Annotated in this window: 12 protein-coding genes, 1 tRNA gene and 1 riboswitch; of the genes, 9 read left to right on the top strand and 4 right to left on the bottom strand. The window is 75.2% G+C overall.

Translation table 11 applies throughout. The features are described 5' to 3' along the window. The first annotated feature begins 578 nt into the window (after positions 1–578). The 8 genes from VM95_RS28090 (at position 579) to VM95_RS28055 (ending at position 10912) form a co-directional block, all read left to right on the top strand. A complete protein-coding gene (locus VM95_RS28090; RefSeq protein WP_045701795.1) occupies positions 579–2006 on the top strand; it encodes an NsdA family TPR-like regulatory protein in 1428 nt (475 codons plus the stop codon). Between the two features lie 651 nt (positions 2007–2657). Continuing rightward, the gene (locus VM95_RS28085; protein ID WP_045701791.1) at positions 2658–4235 is read left to right on the top strand and encodes a TROVE domain-containing protein; all 1578 of its coding nucleotides are present in this window, start codon (positions 2658–2660) and stop codon (positions 4233–4235) included. Positions 4236–4627: 392 nt separating this feature from the next. Continuing rightward, positions 4628–5863 (top strand): L-2-hydroxyglutarate oxidase, encoded by a 1236-nt coding sequence (gene lhgO, locus VM95_RS28080; RefSeq protein ID WP_078860653.1) that lies wholly within the window; start codon positions 4628–4630, stop codon positions 5861–5863. 145 nt (positions 5864–6008) lie between these two features. After that, on the top strand, positions 6009–6794 hold the full coding sequence (trmB, locus tag VM95_RS28075; protein ID WP_078860651.1) for a tRNA (guanosine(46)-N7)-methyltransferase TrmB: 786 nt from the start codon (positions 6009–6011) through the stop codon (positions 6792–6794). 171 nt (positions 6795–6965) lie between these two features. Continuing rightward, on the top strand, positions 6966–8270 hold the full coding sequence (locus VM95_RS39195) for a PrsW family intramembrane metalloprotease (protein WP_052707624.1): 1305 nt from the start codon (positions 6966–6968) through the stop codon (positions 8268–8270). Between the two features lie 50 nt (positions 8271–8320). Next, a tRNA-Met gene (locus VM95_RS28065) sits at positions 8321–8394 on the top strand. Positions 8395–8593: 199 nt separating this feature from the next. Further along, positions 8594–9430 (top strand): hypothetical protein, encoded by an 837-nt coding sequence (locus VM95_RS28060; RefSeq protein WP_045701785.1) that lies wholly within the window; start codon positions 8594–8596, stop codon positions 9428–9430. Between the two features lie 375 nt (positions 9431–9805). After that, on the top strand, positions 9806–10912 hold the full coding sequence (locus VM95_RS28055) for a hypothetical protein (protein ID WP_045701783.1): 1107 nt from the start codon (positions 9806–9808) through the stop codon (positions 10910–10912). Here VM95_RS28055 and VM95_RS28050 read toward each other — a convergent pair. The 3 genes from VM95_RS28050 to VM95_RS39190 form a co-directional block, all read right to left on the bottom strand. After that, complete coding sequence (locus VM95_RS28050; protein WP_052707623.1) at positions 10909–11646, bottom strand: hypothetical protein; 738 nt, start codon at positions 11644–11646, stop codon at positions 10909–10911. The two genes, VM95_RS28055 and VM95_RS28050, sit on opposite strands and share 4 nt — an antisense overlap. Positions 11647–11736: 90 nt before the next feature. Further along, the gene (locus VM95_RS28045; RefSeq protein ID WP_052707622.1) at positions 11737–12552 is read right to left on the bottom strand and encodes a sensor domain-containing protein; all 816 of its coding nucleotides are present in this window, start codon (positions 12550–12552) and stop codon (positions 11737–11739) included. Between the two features lie 113 nt (positions 12553–12665). Then, positions 12666–13310, bottom strand: a complete 645-nt coding sequence (locus VM95_RS39190; RefSeq protein ID WP_052706466.1) for a GNAT family N-acetyltransferase — start codon at positions 13308–13310, stop codon at positions 12666–12668. A 42-nt stretch (positions 13311–13352) separates the two neighbouring features. On the opposite strand from VM95_RS39190, the gene VM95_RS28035 reads away from it, so the two are divergent. Continuing rightward, positions 13353–14225, top strand: coding sequence for a hypothetical protein (locus VM95_RS28035; RefSeq protein ID WP_045701781.1), 873 nt, complete (start codon positions 13353–13355; stop codon positions 14223–14225). A gap of 131 nt (positions 14226–14356) precedes the next feature. On the opposite strand, the gene VM95_RS28030 is transcribed toward VM95_RS28035, so the two are convergent. Then, on the bottom strand, positions 14357–15226 hold the full coding sequence (locus VM95_RS28030) for a M23 family metallopeptidase (protein ID WP_052707621.1): 870 nt from the start codon (positions 15224–15226) through the stop codon (positions 14357–14359). Positions 15227–15238: 12 nt separating this feature from the next. Further along, a riboswitch (cyclic di-AMP (ydaO/yuaA leader) is annotated at positions 15239–15397 on the bottom strand. Positions 15398–15833 lie beyond the last annotated feature (436 nt).

Below are 15833 nucleotides of genomic sequence, written 5' to 3'. Positions count from 1 at the left end.
TCGCCGGGCACGGCTGGGGCCGGTGTTACCGGTTCCGGTTCCGCGTCGGGCCGCTCGGCGGGGCCGCGGCGGGGCCGTGGGGGGTGGTGGGGGAAGGGCGGGCCGGGCCTTCCCCTCCCGGGCCCGGACCGCCGAGGGACTGCCTTGGCATGGGCATCGCGAGATGGCCGAAAGGCGTCGCCCAGCCCGGGAGGGCATCCGCATGCCCTCCCGGACCTCGCCGCCGCCCGCGGGGATTGAGACGGCGGCGTCCCCCGGCCCGCCGGGTCCTCGACGGCGGGCCGACCCACGACCACCAGCGAACTGCCGACCAGCCGGTCGGGCCAGGGGGCACGGCCGGGCGCACATCGACACGGGACCGGAGCACGGCGCTCCGGCGCGTGGCACTTTCGGCCGGAAACAGGCGGTCCGGACCAACTCCCGCGCCGCCGCGGCGGGGTGGCCCGGGCACGCGATCCCGCCATCCGGAATGCGACCTCTTAACCCTCGGAACGCGTCCGACTACGCTAGGTACAGCAGCTACGGCCCGGTGCCGCCCGGGCCCCGCGCACAAGGCCGCAGGAGGTGCCGCCGCCACCATGACCGTCAGCCCGCGTGGACCGAACGAACGGCTCGGCACGCTCCTGTCCCTCGCCCAGATCAGCAACGCCGGCCTGGCCCGCCGGGTCAACGACCTGGGCGCCCAGCGCGGGTTGACCCTGCGCTACGACAAGACCTCGGTGGCCCGCTGGGTCAGCAAGGGCATGGTCCCGCAGGGGCCCGTCCCGCACCTGATCGCCACCGCGATCGGCGGCAAGCTCGGCCGCCCGGTGCCGCTGGAGGAGATCGGCCTCGGCGACACCGACCCGGCGCCCGAACTCGGCCTGGCCTTCCCGCGCGAGGTCGCCGACGCCGTCCGTTCCGCCACCGACCTGTGGCGGGTCGACCTCGACCTGCGCCGCGGCCCCGGCGGCGGGCGCTGGAGCGACAGCCTGGCCGGCACCTTCTCGGTCGCCGCCTACGCGACGCCCGTCTCCCGCTGGCTGATCACGCCCGCGGACGGCTCGGTGGCCCGCGAGGTGCCGCGCGCGGCCAGCGAGGCGGCCTCCTACCGGGTCGGCCACTCGGACGCCGCCAAGCTCCGCGAGGCCGCCCAGGAGGCCCGCCGCTGGGACTCCAAGTACGGCGGCGGGGACTGGCGTTCGTCGATGGTGCCGGAGTGCCTGCGGGTGGAGGCGGCGCCGCTGCTGCTCGCCTCGTACAGCGACGCGGTCGGCCGGGCGCTGTTCGGCGCGACCGCCGAACTGACCAGACTGGCCGGGTGGATGGCCTTCGACACCGGGCAGCACGAGGCCGCCCAGCGCTACTACATCCAGGCCCTGCGGCTCGCCCGGGCCGCCGCCGACGTGCCGCTCGGCGGCTACGTGCTGGCCTCGATGAGCCTGCAGGCCGGCTACCGGGGCTTCGCCGAGGAGGCCGTCGACCTCGCGCAGGCCGCCCTGGAGCGCAACCGGGGCCTGGCCACCGCCCGCACCATGAGCTTCTTCCACCTGGTGGAGGCCCGGGCCCAGGCCAAGGCCCGCAATGCCGCGGCGTGTGCGACGGCGCTCGGCGCGGCGGAGAGCGCACTCGAACGGGCGCGCGCCGGGGATCCCGACCCGGCCTGGATCGACTTCTACGCCTACGACCGGCTCGCCGCCGACGCCGCCGAGTGCTTCCGCGACCTCGGAGTGCCCTCCAAGGTCCGGCAGTTCACCCGCGAGGCGCTGGCCAAGCCCACCGAGGGCTACGTCCGCTCGCACGGCCTGCGGCTGGTGGTCTCGGCGATGGCCGAGGCCGAGGCCGGCGACCTGGACGCCGCCGTCGCCGCGGGCGAGCGCGCCGTCGAGGTCGCCGGGCGGATCTCCTCGCAGCGCAGCCGCGAGTACGTGGTGGAGATGCTGCGGCGGCTGGAGCCCTTCCAGGGCGAGCGCCGGGTCCGGGAGTTGACGGAACGGGCGCGGGCGGTGATCGTCGCGCCGGCGTGAGGGAGCACGCCGCGCGAGGGGCGCACCCGCCCCGGCGCGAGGGGCGCGGGTTCGGCGGTAATTCGGGTGCGCCCGCGAGAGGGGCCTGGCTAAGGTCTCTCTCGTCCAGGTGCGCAGGCGGAGGTTACTTCCACTCTTCATGGGCGGGTCGCGGGTTCGAATCCCGTCATCGGCTTCGGGCCGGTGTAGCTCAGTTCGGTAGAGCAGCTTCGTCACCTCAGCCGACCTCGAACTCTGGACGCCTACACGTGAATAGAGACATCTGAACAAGATGTCCGCACCTCCCGGTGCGAAGGCAGCGGTTACTTCCCGGTAAAGGCGTCGGAAACGGCGCCCGCGGTTCAAGCCCGCAACGCGGTTGAGCGCGCCATGCGATCAACCGCGCAGACACCGCCGCCACTCTTGATCTCGGGAGGCATCGCGCTTCGGTGTGCCCGGTGCGCAGGCGGGGGTTACTTCGGATCTTGCGGTTCCGGGTTCAAATCCCGGGCGGCCGTGCGCGAGTGCGGCCGGTAGCTCAATTCGGAAGAGCACAAGGCATATACCTCCACCGACGCCGGCCGTTCGACGACGGCCGGCACGATCTCGGGCACCCTCAGCCGCCGCATGCCTCCCTCCCGACGAAACCCGCAGGCCGAGGGGGGCTGCATCATGTCCAGGTTCAACATCCGCAAGACCAAGGCGAACCCGCTCTCGCCGGTGGCCACCACCGGTCGGCGCACCACCAACCACAACGGCGGCACCGGCTTCGTCCGGGACGAGAAGTCCGAACTCTTCCTGCTCGCCGTGGCCAACATGGTGGGCCAGGACACCTTCCACGAGCAGGGCGGCGCGCGCGACGACCGCTACACCGCGCTCGTCCGCGGGCTCGCCGTCAGCGATCCCGAGTGGACGCTCGCGCTGCTGCGCTGGCTGCGCGGCGACGGGCAGTTGCGCACGGCCGCGCTGGTCGGCGCCGCCGAGTTCACCCGCGCCCGGCTGGCCGCGGGCGCCCACGGGTACTCCCGGCAGGCCGTCGACGCGGTGCTGCAGCGCCCCGACGAGCCCGGCGAACTGCTCGCGTACTGGACGTCCCGCTACGGCCGTTCCCTGCCCAAGCCGCTCAAGCGCGGTGTCGCGGACGCCGTCCGCCGCCTCTACAACGCCCGCTCGCTGCTCAAGTACGACACCGCCGGGAAGGGCTACCGCTTCGGCGACGTGATCGAACTGACCCACCCCTCGCCGGACCCGGCCAAGCCCTGGCAGGGCCCGCTGTTCCAGTACGCGCTGGACCGCCGGCACCGGCCGGAGGAGGCCGTGCCGCCCGCGTCCGACCGGGTGCTGACCGCCAACCGCGAGCTCCTCGCGCTGCCGGTCGACGGGCGCCGGCCCGCCGTCGTCGCCGAGGGCGGCGCCGAGCGGCTCGCCGACGCGGGCCTGACCTGGGAGGCGCTGGCCGGCTGGCTGCAGGGGCCGCTGGACGCGGCGGTCTGGGAGGCCGTCATCCCGTCCATGGGCCCGATGGCGCTGGTGCGGAACCTGCGCAACTTCGACCGGGCCGGGGTGTCGGACGCCGTCGCGGCCTCGGTCGCCCGGCGGATCTCCGACCCGGACGAGGTGCGGCGCTCGCGCCAGTTCCCGTTCCGCTACCTCGCGGCGTACCGGCACGCGCCCTCGCTCCGGTGGGGGCACGCGCTGGAGACGGCGCTCGCCCACTCGCTCGCCAACGTGCCCGAGCTGCCCGGCCGGACGCTGATCCTGGTCGACCGCTCCGGCTCGATGTTCGACCGGCCCAGCGCGCAGACCCAGCTCAACCGGGCCGACTCGGCGGCGATCTTCGGCACCGCGCTGAAGGTCCGGGCGGCGGAGGCGGACCTGGTCGAGTTCGGCACCAGCAGCAAGGTGATCGAGGTCGGCCGCGGGGAGGCGGTGCTGCGGGTGCTGGAACGCTTCTCCAGCCTCGGCGGCACCAACACCGCCGCCGCCGTCCGCGGCCACTACCGGGGGCACGACCGGGTCGTCATCGTCACCGACGAACAGACCGGCCCGGGCTCCTACGGCTCCGATCCTCTCGCCGCCGTTCCGGCCCACGTGCCCGTCTACACCTGGAACCTGGCCGGCTACGCCGCCGGCCACGGCCCCAGCGGCGGCGCCAACCGGCACACCTTCGGCGGCCTGACCGACGCGGCGTTCCGGCTGATACCGCTGCTGGAGGCCGGGGCGAACGCCGGCTGGCCCTGGGAGGCCTGAGGCCTGAGCGAGGGGGGCGGTGGCGCGCCGGGTCCGGGGGGGCCGGCGCGCCGCCGCTGGTTCGGCCGGGCCGTGGGAGCCCGGCGCGCGCTGCCGGGCCGGGCGGGCAGGAATGCCACCGGCGCACGCCCCGGAACCCGGCGCGCCGCTGTCGCGAGACCGGCGGCCGGACCGGCAGGAAGACCGGCGGGGAAAACCGGCAGGGAAGACCGGCGGAGAAGGCCGGCCTCAGCACCACGGACGGGCCCGGCACGACCGCACCCGGCCGCTCGGCGGAGCCTTCGCGGGCCGACCGCCGCGCGGTGCGGAGGCCGTGCCGAGGCGCTCTGGACCGCCATCGGGCGCCGTGGCAGCATCGGCCGCACATGCGGTCGGATGCGAGGAGCGCGGCGATGGCGGACGAGTTCGATGTCGCGGTGGTCGGCGGAGGGATCGTCGGACTGGCCACCGCCCACGCGTTGACGACGGCACAACCGGGCCTGCGGGTGGCGGTGCTGGAGAAGGAGAGCGGCTTCGCCGCGCACCAGACCGGGCGCAACAGCGGGGTGATTCACAGCGGCATCTACTACCGCCCCGGCTCGTACAAGGCCCGGTTCGCCGTCGAGGGCGCGGCGGAGCTGGTGGCGTTCTGCCGGGAGCAGGGCCTCCCGTACGAGGTGACCGGCAAGCTGATCGTGGCCACGGGCGCCGCCGAACTGCCCCGGCTGGCGGCGCTGGCCGAGCGCGGCCGGGCGAACGGCATCCCGGTCACCGAGCTGGACCGGGACGGCATCGCGCAGTACGAGCCGAACGTCTCCGGCCTGGCCGGACTGCACGTCGGCACCACCGGCATCTGCGACTACCCGGCCGTCGCGACCGCGTACGGCCGGCTGGCCCGGGAGGCGGGCGCCGAACTGCGCCCCGGCGGCGAGGTGCTGAGCGTGGCCCGGCGCCGGGACGGGGTGACCATCGGCACCGCCACGGGCGAGCTGCGCTGTGGGGTGCTGGTGAACTGCGCAGGCCTGCACAGCGACCGGATCGCCCGGATGACCGGGGACGACACCGGGGTGCTGATCCTGCCGTTCCGCGGCGAGTACTACGAACTGACCGAGGACCGGCGGAAGTTGGTGCAAGGCCTGGTCTACCCGGTGCCCGACCCGGCCTTCCCCTTCCTCGGCGTGCACCTCACCCGGGGCATCCACGGGGACGTCCACGTCGGCCCGAACGCGGTGCCGGCGGCGGCCCGCGAGGGGTACGGCTGGGGCGTCGTCCGCCCGCGCGACGTGGCCGAGACGCTCGCCTTCCCGGGGACCTGGCGGATCCTGTGGCGGCACTGGCGCTACGAGGTCGGCGAGTTGCACCGCTCGCTGTCCAAGCGGGCGTTCACCACCGCCGTGCAGCGCCTGCTGCCGGCCGTCACCGCGGCGGACCTGGTGCCGGCCGCCGCCGGGGTGCGGGCCCAGGCGGTGGCCCGGGACGGCTCGCTGCTGGACGACTTCGCCTTCGCCGGCTTCGACCCGGCGGACCGGCGCTCCCCGCGCCGGGCGGTGCACGTGCTGAACGCCCCCTCCCCCGCCGCGACGGCCTCGCTGCCGATCGGCCGCGAGGTGGCCCGCCGGGCGCTGGCCGCGCTGGAGGCGGGCGGCTGAGAGGCGGGCGGCCGAGAGCGCGGGGTGCCGGACTCCCCCGGATGAGCCGCGTCACAGGCCCTGCGGGGGAACGGCGGCGGCCCCGTAGACTCGGGTGATTGTGACTGCCACCGCCCCGATCCCCCAGCAATCGCCGTCCGCCCGGATGTCGGCCGCGCCGGCCGCGTACCCCGCGCCGATGTACCCGCACAAGGCCACCGAGGCCCAGCACCGCGAGCGGCGCATCCGCAGCTTCCAGCCGCGCCGGGGCCGGATGACCAACGCCCAGGCGGGCGCTCTGGACCGGAGCTGGGAGAGGTACGGCATCCCGATCGACGGCAGCCCGCTGGACCTGGCGGAACTGTTCGGCGGCCTGCCGGTGACCCTGGAGATCGGCTTCGGCATGGGCGAGACCACCGCCGCGATGGCCGCCGCCGACCCGTCGACCGGCATCCTCGCCGCCGACGTGCACACCCCGGGCCACGGCAACCTGCTCGGGATGCTGGAGCGCGACGGTTCGCAGAACGTGCGGCTGGCCGCCGGCGATGCCGTCATCCTGCTGCGCGACATGCTGCCGGACGCCTCGCTGGCCGGACTGCGGGTCTACTTCGCCGACCCGTGGCCCAAGCCCAAGCACCACAAGCGCCGGCTGATCCAGCCCGCCTTCCTCGACCTGGTGCTGCCCCGGCTGGCCCCCGGCGCCCTGGTGCACTGCGCCACCGACTGGGAGCACTACGCCGAGCAGATGCTGGCGGTGCTGTCCGCCTCGCCGGAGCTGGAGAACCTGCACCCCGAGGGCGACGGGACGGGCTGGCTGGAGCCGGCCGACCACCCGGAGGGCAGCGTCCCCGGCTACGCGCCGCGCCCGGACTGGCGGCCGGTCACCAAGTTCGAGCGGGCCGGCATCGCCAAGGGCCACGTGGTGCACGACCTGCTGTTCCGCCGCCGCTGACCCGGCCGGGCGGGCGGCCGGCCGCCCGCTGAACCACCGGCCGCCGTTCGAACGCACGACCGCCCGCCGACCGGGTGTCGTTGCCCCGGACGGCCCAATGGTCATGACCCGGACGGACGATTCGTCCCGAGTCCTCCCGGCGGGCCGCCCCCGTGGCCTACCCTGAGCCGCATGGGCAGCCCGTCCGGCGGCGGGCTCCGGACCACCGACCCGGCCCCCGCTGACGCACCGCACACGGCCCCGCGCACCGGAGGCACCCGGACCATCCCGGGGCCCCGGGGGCGCCGGGCCCACCGGCTGCTGCCCCGGCCGGGCGCCGCACCGCCGCCCGCCGGCCCGCCGCCCCGGCGGGGCCGCTCCCCGGCGCTCACCTCGGTCACCGCGACCACCGTGCTGACCCTGGCCGGCTGCGGGGTGCTGATCCTGCACCTGGTGCAGCGGCAGACCGGCACGCTCGGGCTGGTCGTGGGCCTCGCCCTGGCGATGGTGCCGGTGCCGTTCGTGCTCGGCGGCCTGGCCTGGCTCAACCTGACCGCGCGGGTGCCGCTGCGGCACACCGTGTTCTGCCTCGGCTGGGGCGCCTTCGCGGCCACCACCGTCGCCATCCTCGCCAACAACTGGACGGCCAGTCACCTGGCCAACCACCAGGGCCCGCTCGGCGAGCTGCTGGGCGCCGGGATGGCCACCCCGATGATCGAGGAAGTCGCCAAGGCCACCGCGCTGTTCGTCCTGCTGCTCCCGCTCGGCCAGCGGCTGCGCTGCCACGGCCGCCGCACCGGCCGCCCCTGCGCGCCCCTGCTGCACCGGCCGCCCGCCCCGCGCCGCACCCGCCCGTACGGGCACCGCGCGGCCGGCCCGCACGCCCGCGAGAGGCTGCGGCTGCGCCCGTACCTGCGGCCGCTGCCGTACCTGCGTCCCGCCCCGCCGTCCGGAGACGGGGCGCACCGCCGCTCCCGGCCGCGCACGCTGGCCGCCGGGGTGGTGCTCGGCGGGATGACGGCCTGCGGCTTCGCCTTCACCGAGAACGCCCTCTACCTGGGCCGGGCCTTCACCAACGACCAGCGGCAGCGGCTGGACAGCATCGGCCTCGGCACCCGGCCGAGCATCCGGGACTTCGACGGCACCGTGCAGACCTTCGTGCTGCGCGCCCTGCTCTCGCCCTTCGCCCACCCACTGTTCACCGCGCTCACCGGGATCGGCCTGGCCGTCGCGCTGACCACCGGGCGGCGCTGGCTGGCCCGGCTCGCCGTGCCGGCCGGGCTGCTGCTGGCGACGGCGCTGCACGGCGCCTGGAACGCGGCCGCCGACCTCGGGACGGACGGCTTCCTGGTGGTGTACGCGGCGCTGATGGTGCCGTGCTTCGGGGCGCTGGTCGGCTTCGCGGCCTGGACGAGAGCGCGGGCGGCCCGGCCCGCCGGGCGACGCGGGCGGCGGCCCGTGGAACCCCGGGCGGGCACGCCCCGGGAGGCGGTCTGAGGAACCGATTTCCCATCCCGGAGACTTCCACGTATTGTTGTGTTCACCGACGCGGGGTGGAGCAGCTCGGTAGCTCGCTGGGCTCATAACCCAGAGGTCGCAGGTTCAAATCCTGTCCCCGCTACTCAGTAGCCGGAAGACCCGGAGGACTCGTCCTCCGGGTCTTCCGCGTTTCCGGGCGCGGGGAGAGCACGTTCCTGCCACGAAGCTGTAACAGGGGCCGAATCCAAGATCGGCTGTCCGGGACCTCCCGCATACTGCTGAGGAAAAACTCGTCCAGTTGGGGGCACGACAAGACCGTGCCCTGGATAAGGAACCACCTCATGCTGTCGAAGCGCCTGGTCAGCACCGCCGCGATCTGCCTCGTCCTGGGGGCCGGCACGGCCGCCTGCGGCGACAACAAGGACGGCGACAAGGCCGCCGCGCCCGCCGCCGCCGGTACGACCGCTGCCGCCGCGCCGACCTCCGCCGCGGCGACCCCCGCCGGCGAGAAGCTGGACACCGACAAGCTGTCCGCCCAGGAGATCAAGCAGAAGGCCAAGGACGCCCTGGCCGCCGCCACCTCCGTCAAGTTCGCCGGCACCATGGTCGACGAGGACGGCAAGATGGAGATCAACCTGGCCATGGACAACACGGGCAAGTGCACCGGCAGCATGACGATGCCGGGCTCGGGCAAGGTCGACATCCTGCGCGACGGCAAGACCTCCTACATGAAGGGCGACGCCCAGTTCTGGACCTCCGTGGGCGGCCCGAACGGCGCCCAGGTCGCCGAGCTCCTCAAGGGCCGCTACGTGATGGGCTTCGACAACGACCCGCAGATGGCCGGGTTCCTCTCCCTCTGCAACCTCGCCGATTTCAGCAAGCAGATCGTCGAGGGCGGCGACAAGGCCGGCGGCGCGCCCGAGAAGGGTGCCGCCGGCACCACCAACGGCGTGCCGACCTTCAGCCTCAAGGTCACCAACTCGAAGGGCGAGAAGGGCACCATCTTCGTCGCCACCCAGGGCAAGCCCTACCCGGTGGAGATCCAGACGGAGCCGAGCAAGGACGGCCAGACCAAGATCGACTTCACCGACTACGACAAGCCGGTCACCGTCCAGACCCCGCCGGCCGACCAGACCATGGACTTCAGCAAGTTCAAGGACCAGATGAAGAAGGCCTGATCCGCTCCGGACACCGGGCGCGGATAAATCCGTTGCCCCCTCCCGCAGTGGCTGCCTATCGTGGCAGCACACTGAAAGGAGGTGATCCTGAGTTGAGTTCCATCAGGATGCGTGAGGTGGCTGCTCGCTAGAGCCGCCCCTGCCTGCGCAGGGTGAGGCCCCTGGCCTCCGGCAGGCGAAATCCATAGCAGTCACCCGGCCCGCGGGCTCACCGGTACATCCCCGGTGCCTCGGCGCCTGGCCAGTGCACGGGCCGGCGCGAGGAGCAGCCCGCGGGCTGTCTGCTGTTCCGGACCGTTTGTGCGGCGGTTGTCCGGGCATCCCGAGGGGGACCGTGGGCGGCGCTAGAGTCGGCGCGGACACAGGGGGTGTGCGGTGGCGAAGGCGCGGCGGCAGGGCGGGGCGGCGGCCCTGCGGACGGCGAAGTGGGCGGCGGCCGGGGTGCTGGCCGGGACGGGACTGCTCGGGCTGGTGCTGTTCGCACTCGGCCGGGAGCGGGCCTGGCAGGCGCTCGGCGGCGGGCTGGTGGTGGCCGGGGCCTCGGCGGTGCTCGGCGGCGCGCTGGGCTTCCTGTTCGGGGTGCCCCGGGTGCGCGGCGGCTCCGGCGGTTCCGGCGAGCCGCAGGGCTCGTACGCGCCGAACACCAATCTGGAGCAGGTGTCGGACTGGCTGACCAAGGTGCTGCTCGGCGTCGGGCTGACCCAGCTCGGCTCGCTGGGCGAGCGGCTGCACCAGCTCGGCACGGCGCTGGCGCCCGTGCTCGGCGGGGACGACGCGGCGGTGCCGTTCGGGGCCGCCCTGGTGCTGTACTTCCTGGTGCTCGGCTTCCTGGCCGGCTGGCTGGTGACCAGGCTGGCCCTGCCGCGGGTGCTGACCAGCGCCGACGACCAGGCGCTCGACCTCTTCCTCGCCGGCCAGGACCGCGACCGGCACGGCGACAAGGTGGGCGCCGACGACCTGCGGGTCCGGGCCATGCAGCAGCTCGGCGTGCTGGGCGGCAGCGCGGAGCAGCCCGCCGCGCTGGCCGGCCAGCTGCCGCCCTCGGCCGGGTCGCCGGCCGGGCCGGACGGCGTGGTGGCCGAGGTGCGGGCGACGGCGAAGCGGTCGGCGCTGACCGCCGAGCAGGTGCGGGACCTGTTCGCGGACGGCTCCGAGGGCCGGCGGATCCAGGCGCTGGCCCTGATGCAGGGCGATCCGGCGCTGGCCGACCTCACCAGCCTGCTGGACGCGATCGAGCACCCGCGCTCGGACTTCGAGCAGTACCACGCGCTGCTGGCCGCCCGCGGGCTGCTCTCCCGGCTGCCCGCCGACGAGGCCCGGCGGCTGCGGGACGCGGTGGCCGGGCGGCTGGTGGACCCGGCGGGCATCCCGTACGGGTCGGACCGCAGCTGGCTGGCGGAGAAGATCCTCTCCCGGCTGCAGACCGCGGCACCGTCCGTCCCGGCCCAGCCGGGGCCGCCCGACGCCCCGGCGAACGTCTAGGGCCTGGAACGGCGGCGGTGGTCGGCCGCGCGCAGCACCAGGAGGCGGCGGGTGCGGCCGTCCTCGGGGCGGGGGAAGCGGCGGATCTCGCTGGCGATCCGGCGCTCGCCGAGCGCGTGGCGCAGCGCGTCGAGGTGGCCGCAGCGCCGGCCGTACCCGTCGTGCAGTGGCTGGACGCGCACCTCGCCGGCCGGGGAGGTGACCCGGACCAGCTCGGCCAGTGCGGCCAACTGGAGCTCGGGGCCGAAGAGTTCGGGGTAGGCGAAGAGCAGGTAGCCGCTCAGGGTGAGGGCGAAGGCGCCGTCCGCGAACGGCAGCCGGGGCAGGGCGGCGGCCACGTACTGCTCCGGGTGGAGGGCCGAGTCGGCGGCGAACAGTCGGCGGGCGCGGTCCCAGCTGCGCAGGTAGCGCTCGGGGCGGCGGCCGGGCCGCGGGTAGAGCTGCGGGCGGGCGGCCATCGCCGCGGCCATCGACGCCCGGGCGGCCAGCGCGTGCGCCGCGACCACGGGCGGCGGCAGCGCGTAGGCCGGGTCGACGGCGATCACCCGGCAGCCCAGCTCGCGCGCCTCGGCGGCCAGGCCGGCGGCGCCGCCGGGGCAGTCCAGCAGCGGGCCGGGCAGGGCGGCGAGGCGGGCCCGGGTGAGGTCGAACAGGCCGCAGTACTCGTCCAGCGGCCGGGAGGTGACCAGGACGTCCGGGCCCGGCGGGCCACCGGCGGGGTCGGGGTCGGTCACCCGGCCATCGGAACACGGGCCGCCCCGGCCCGCATCCCGGGGTGCGGGGGGCGGGGCGGGGCGGGGCGGAGCGGAGCGGGGAGCCGTGGCTCAGCGGCCGAGCAGGCCCCGGGCGGCGGCCCGGTCGACGTTGGTCAGGCCGCGCACCAGCTGCGCGGTGAGGAACACGATCACCAGCCCGATCGCGGAGAACCCGGCGATCTGCGCCGGCGACTGGACGTAGTAGGCGTAGTGGTCGGCGCCGTCGTGGAAGTCGACGATCCGGTACCCGGGCCAGTGGACGAAGGTCGGGAAGACCCAGTGGTAGACCGGGTACAGCGCCATCGCCCAGCCGAGCAGTAGGAAGGTCAGCGTCACGGAGAAGCGGAAGACGGCCCACGGGAACATCAGCACCTGGTGCAGCACGGCCTTCCAGCCCGCCACGTCCGCGAGCCGCGCGGTGACCCCGCCCCACAGGCCCGGTCGGGTCTGCCGCACCGGCGCCGGGCCCGGCACGTCCACGGCGAGCAGGCTGCGCACCCGGGCCCGCTCCAGCCGGCCGAAGCCGCGGGCGGTGCTGGTCAGCGCGGCCAGGACGGGCAGGCCGAGGCAGGTGACGAGGGTGCCGAGGCCGACGCTGAACAGCGTGACGCCGAGGACGAAGCCCGCGATCGCCACCGGCAGGCCGGTGAGGGCGTAGCCGACCTCGCGGTAGTAGTGCGCGGAGAACGGCGCCCGCCAGAAGGGCGGCGGCTCCTCGGTGCGGCGAGCCCGGGCGGGGCTCCGGCCGTGGTCGTACGCGTCGTGGGCGTACGCGTCGCGGTCGTACGCGTCGCGGTCGTACGCGTCGCGGTCGTACGCGTCGTGGCCCCCGTCCCCGTCCCCGTCCAGGACGTTCCACGCGCGGTCCTGCGTGCTGCTGCTCATCCCGGCCCCCGGCCCCTCGTTCTCGCGGTCGTTCGCATTCGTTTGACGTTCCACAGTCTGGCCGGGCGGGGGGCCGGGGGACCATCGGGAGGCCTGGCGGATCGGGGGTGGGGTTAACCCCCGGCCGTGCCCCCGGCCGGGGCCGCGGCGCCCGGCGGGGGCCACTCGTCGGCGAGCAGCGCGTACTGCTGCGAGTCCGACCAGACGCCGTCCCGGTACACGTCGTGCCGCACCCGGCCCTCCAGCTGGAAGCCGAGCCGGGTGAGCACCCGGGCGGAGGCCCGGTTGTCCACGTCGGTCAGGGCGACCAGCCGGTGCACGCCGAGCGGGCCGAATGCGAGGCCGCAGAGCAGCCCGGCCAGCTCGCCCGCGTAGCCGCGGCCCCACGCGTCGCGGCGCAGCGCGTAGCCGAGGTGGGCGCTGCGGCGCGGGCCGAGCGTGAGCGAGCCCTGGCCGATCAGGGTCGCGCGGGCCGGGTCGGCGGCGTCGACGTCGGTGCCAGCTCCTGCGTCGGCTTCGCCCGTCGCGTCGGCGCGCAGGGTGACGGCGAGCCGGTAGACCCGGCGCGGCTCGGCCATCGCCTCGTCCAGGCAGAGTTCCAGCTGGTCGGCGCAGGTGTCCGGGTCGCGCGGCCCGAACGGCAGGTGGCGGGTGACCTCCGGGTCGCCGAACACGGCGTGCAGCGCCGCCACTTCCTCCGGGGTGTGGTGGTGCTCGCGGATGGCCAGCCGGGGGCCGGTGAGTCGTACGGGGACCATGGCTGCCGACCCTACCGGCGCCCGGCGGCTACCGTTCGGAGCATGAACGACGAAGACCTGCGGCTCGCCCCGCGCACCAGGGCCGCCGACCTGCTCGCCTGGGCGGCCGAGCAGGACCGCGCGCCGGTGGCCGAGGCGCCGCTGCGCGCGGTGCTGGCGCTGCTGGAGCTCGGCGAGGGCAGGATGCACGACGGCTGGCCCGAGCTGACCTCGAACGCGGTGGAGCAGCTGCTGTACGAACGCCTCCACCTGTACGTCCAACCCGCGCCGGAGGAGGACCCGCTCGCGTACGGCGACGCCGTCCGGCTGCTGGTCGACCACCAGCGGGCGGCGAAGCGGCTCAACGCCAAGCGCCAAGAGCGGCTGCACGCCGAGGCCGAGTGGCAGGGCGAGGTCGCGGCCGGGCTGCTGCGCCGCGCCGACCTGGTGACCTGGCCGCGGCTGCACGCGCTGCTGATGCACGCGCACGGGGTGGACGTCGCGGACCCGGCGGCGGTGCGGGCGTGGCTGGCCGGCTACGCGGCGCTGTCGGAGGAGAAGCGGCTGGCCGGGTACGAGGCGCTGGCGGCGACCGGGTGGCTGGACGAGCTCGACGAGCGCGGCTGGGGCCCGGCCCGGGTGCTGTCGGTGGGCATGGCCACCGATGGCGCGCGGCGGCTGCTGGAGCACGGCCTGATGCGGCGCAGCTACCGCAACCTGGCCGAGCTGAACGCGCTGGGGCGGCCGATGCCGGACGAACTGGCCGGGGACTTCGGGTCGTTCGAGGAGGCGGCGGCCGAGGCGGCGCTCGACCTGTCCGGGGAGTGGACGGTGCCGGGGCTGCCGCGGCTGCTGGTCGAGGAGTTCCCGGAGCTGGCGCCGGAGCCGGGGCCGGAGGAGATCGAGGCGTACCTGGCGCAGCTGCCGGCGGAGTGAGGACGCCCGGAGGAGCATCCGGGTGAGAACGCGGAAGGGCCCCGGCGGTGGAACGCGCTTCCACCGCCGGGGCCCTTCCGGCACGAGCGCACGGGCCTCACGGCCTCACGGCCTCAGGGGCTTCACGGGCCTCAGGGGTTGAGGCCGCGCTGCTGGAGCCAGGGCTCCGGGTCGACCGGGGCGCCGCCGCCCGGGCGGACCTCCAGGTGCAGGTGCGGGCCGGTGACGTTGCCGGTGGCGCCGACCTTGCCGATCTGCTGGCCCGCGGTGACCTGGCCGGAGCCCTTGATGATCGAGGAGAGGTGGCAGTACCAGATCTCGGTGCCGTCCGGCAGGGTCTCGACGATCCGGTAGCCGTACGAGCCGGACCAGCCGGCCGAGGTGATGGTGCCCTGGCCGACCGCCATCACCGGGGTGCCGGTGTCGGCGGCGAAGTCCAGGCCGGTGTGCAGGTGGGCCCAGTAGCGGGCGCTCTGCCCGTAGTGGGCGGAGAGCCGGTAGTCGGCGACCGGCAGGGTGAGGGCGGCGGCCTTGGCGCGCTCGGCCTCCTCGGCGGCGCGCTTGGCCTCGGCCTCCTTGGCGGCGGCCTTGGCCTCGGCCTCCTTGGCGGCCTGCAGGCGGGCGCTCTCCTCGGCGGCGGTGCGCTGGCTGTCGGCCTGCTGCTGGATGCGGGCGGCGAGCGCGAGGCCCGGGTCGGCGGAGAGCACGACCGGGGTCTCGTCGGGGGCCTCGATGGCGGGGGCGGCGGCCGGGGTGGCGGAGGCGAATCCGGTGGCGCCCAGGGTGGCGGCGACGGCGGTGACGCCGAGCAGCGGGGAGGCGCCGCGGGTCTGACGGGGCAGCCGGTGGCGGTTGGTCTCGACCTCGGTACCGAAGGCCTCCGGGCCGTCCGGGCCGTCCGGACCGGCGGAGCCGGCCGGGCCGTCCTGGCCGGGGTGGTCGAGCAGCTGGGTGCCGGTTGCGGGTCCGGCCGGGTGGGCCGGGGTGTGCGTCGACGCCACGGAGGCGCGCTCCTTTCCTTCCCTCGCGCCTACCGGGTTAGCTGACGGGTTCGGAGCAGGAAGGTCTCCTACGGCCGGGCCGGGGCCCCGCCGATTCACCCCAAGGAACGTGGTTCCCCGGCTCCCTGGCCTGCCCGGAGGCCGGCCGGCGGGATTAGGCGACGCGCACGGTGCCGTCTGGGTACGGCGTTGACGACCGCGCTGCGTTATCAGACGTTAATCCTAGGGAGCTCTGATTCCAAGCCGTCCGCCCGGGACGAACGGGGACGGACCCGTCAACTGGCGCTTCCCGCTGGGGTTCTCCTCCTCTTGGCGCAGGTGGCGGGCCCGACCCGTCGCGGCGGCCCGCCGGAGCGGGACGGCCCGGCACCCGAGGTGCCCTGCCTGCACCGGACGGGGCCGCCTTGCCGACACCCCGCACACAATTCCTCCACATCGACCGGTGCGGTTCGGCCAATCACGGGCCCTGCGCGGCACCGCCAAGGCCCGGACCAGGCGGGACCGCCGGCTCCGGATCGCGGTCGAACGAGGCCGAACCGGCGCCCCGTTGCCGGATATTGACGAGATCCGGTCACATGGCGAGATCCGTTCACACCTTCGTGCGATC

Source organism: Streptomyces rubellomurinus, assembly GCF_000961885.1.
Classification (GTDB): domain Bacteria; phylum Actinomycetota; class Actinomycetes; order Streptomycetales; family Streptomycetaceae; genus Kitasatospora; species Kitasatospora rubellomurina.
The sequence above is the reverse complement of the archived record's forward strand: the minus strand, read 5'-3'. Positions and strand labels throughout refer to the sequence as shown.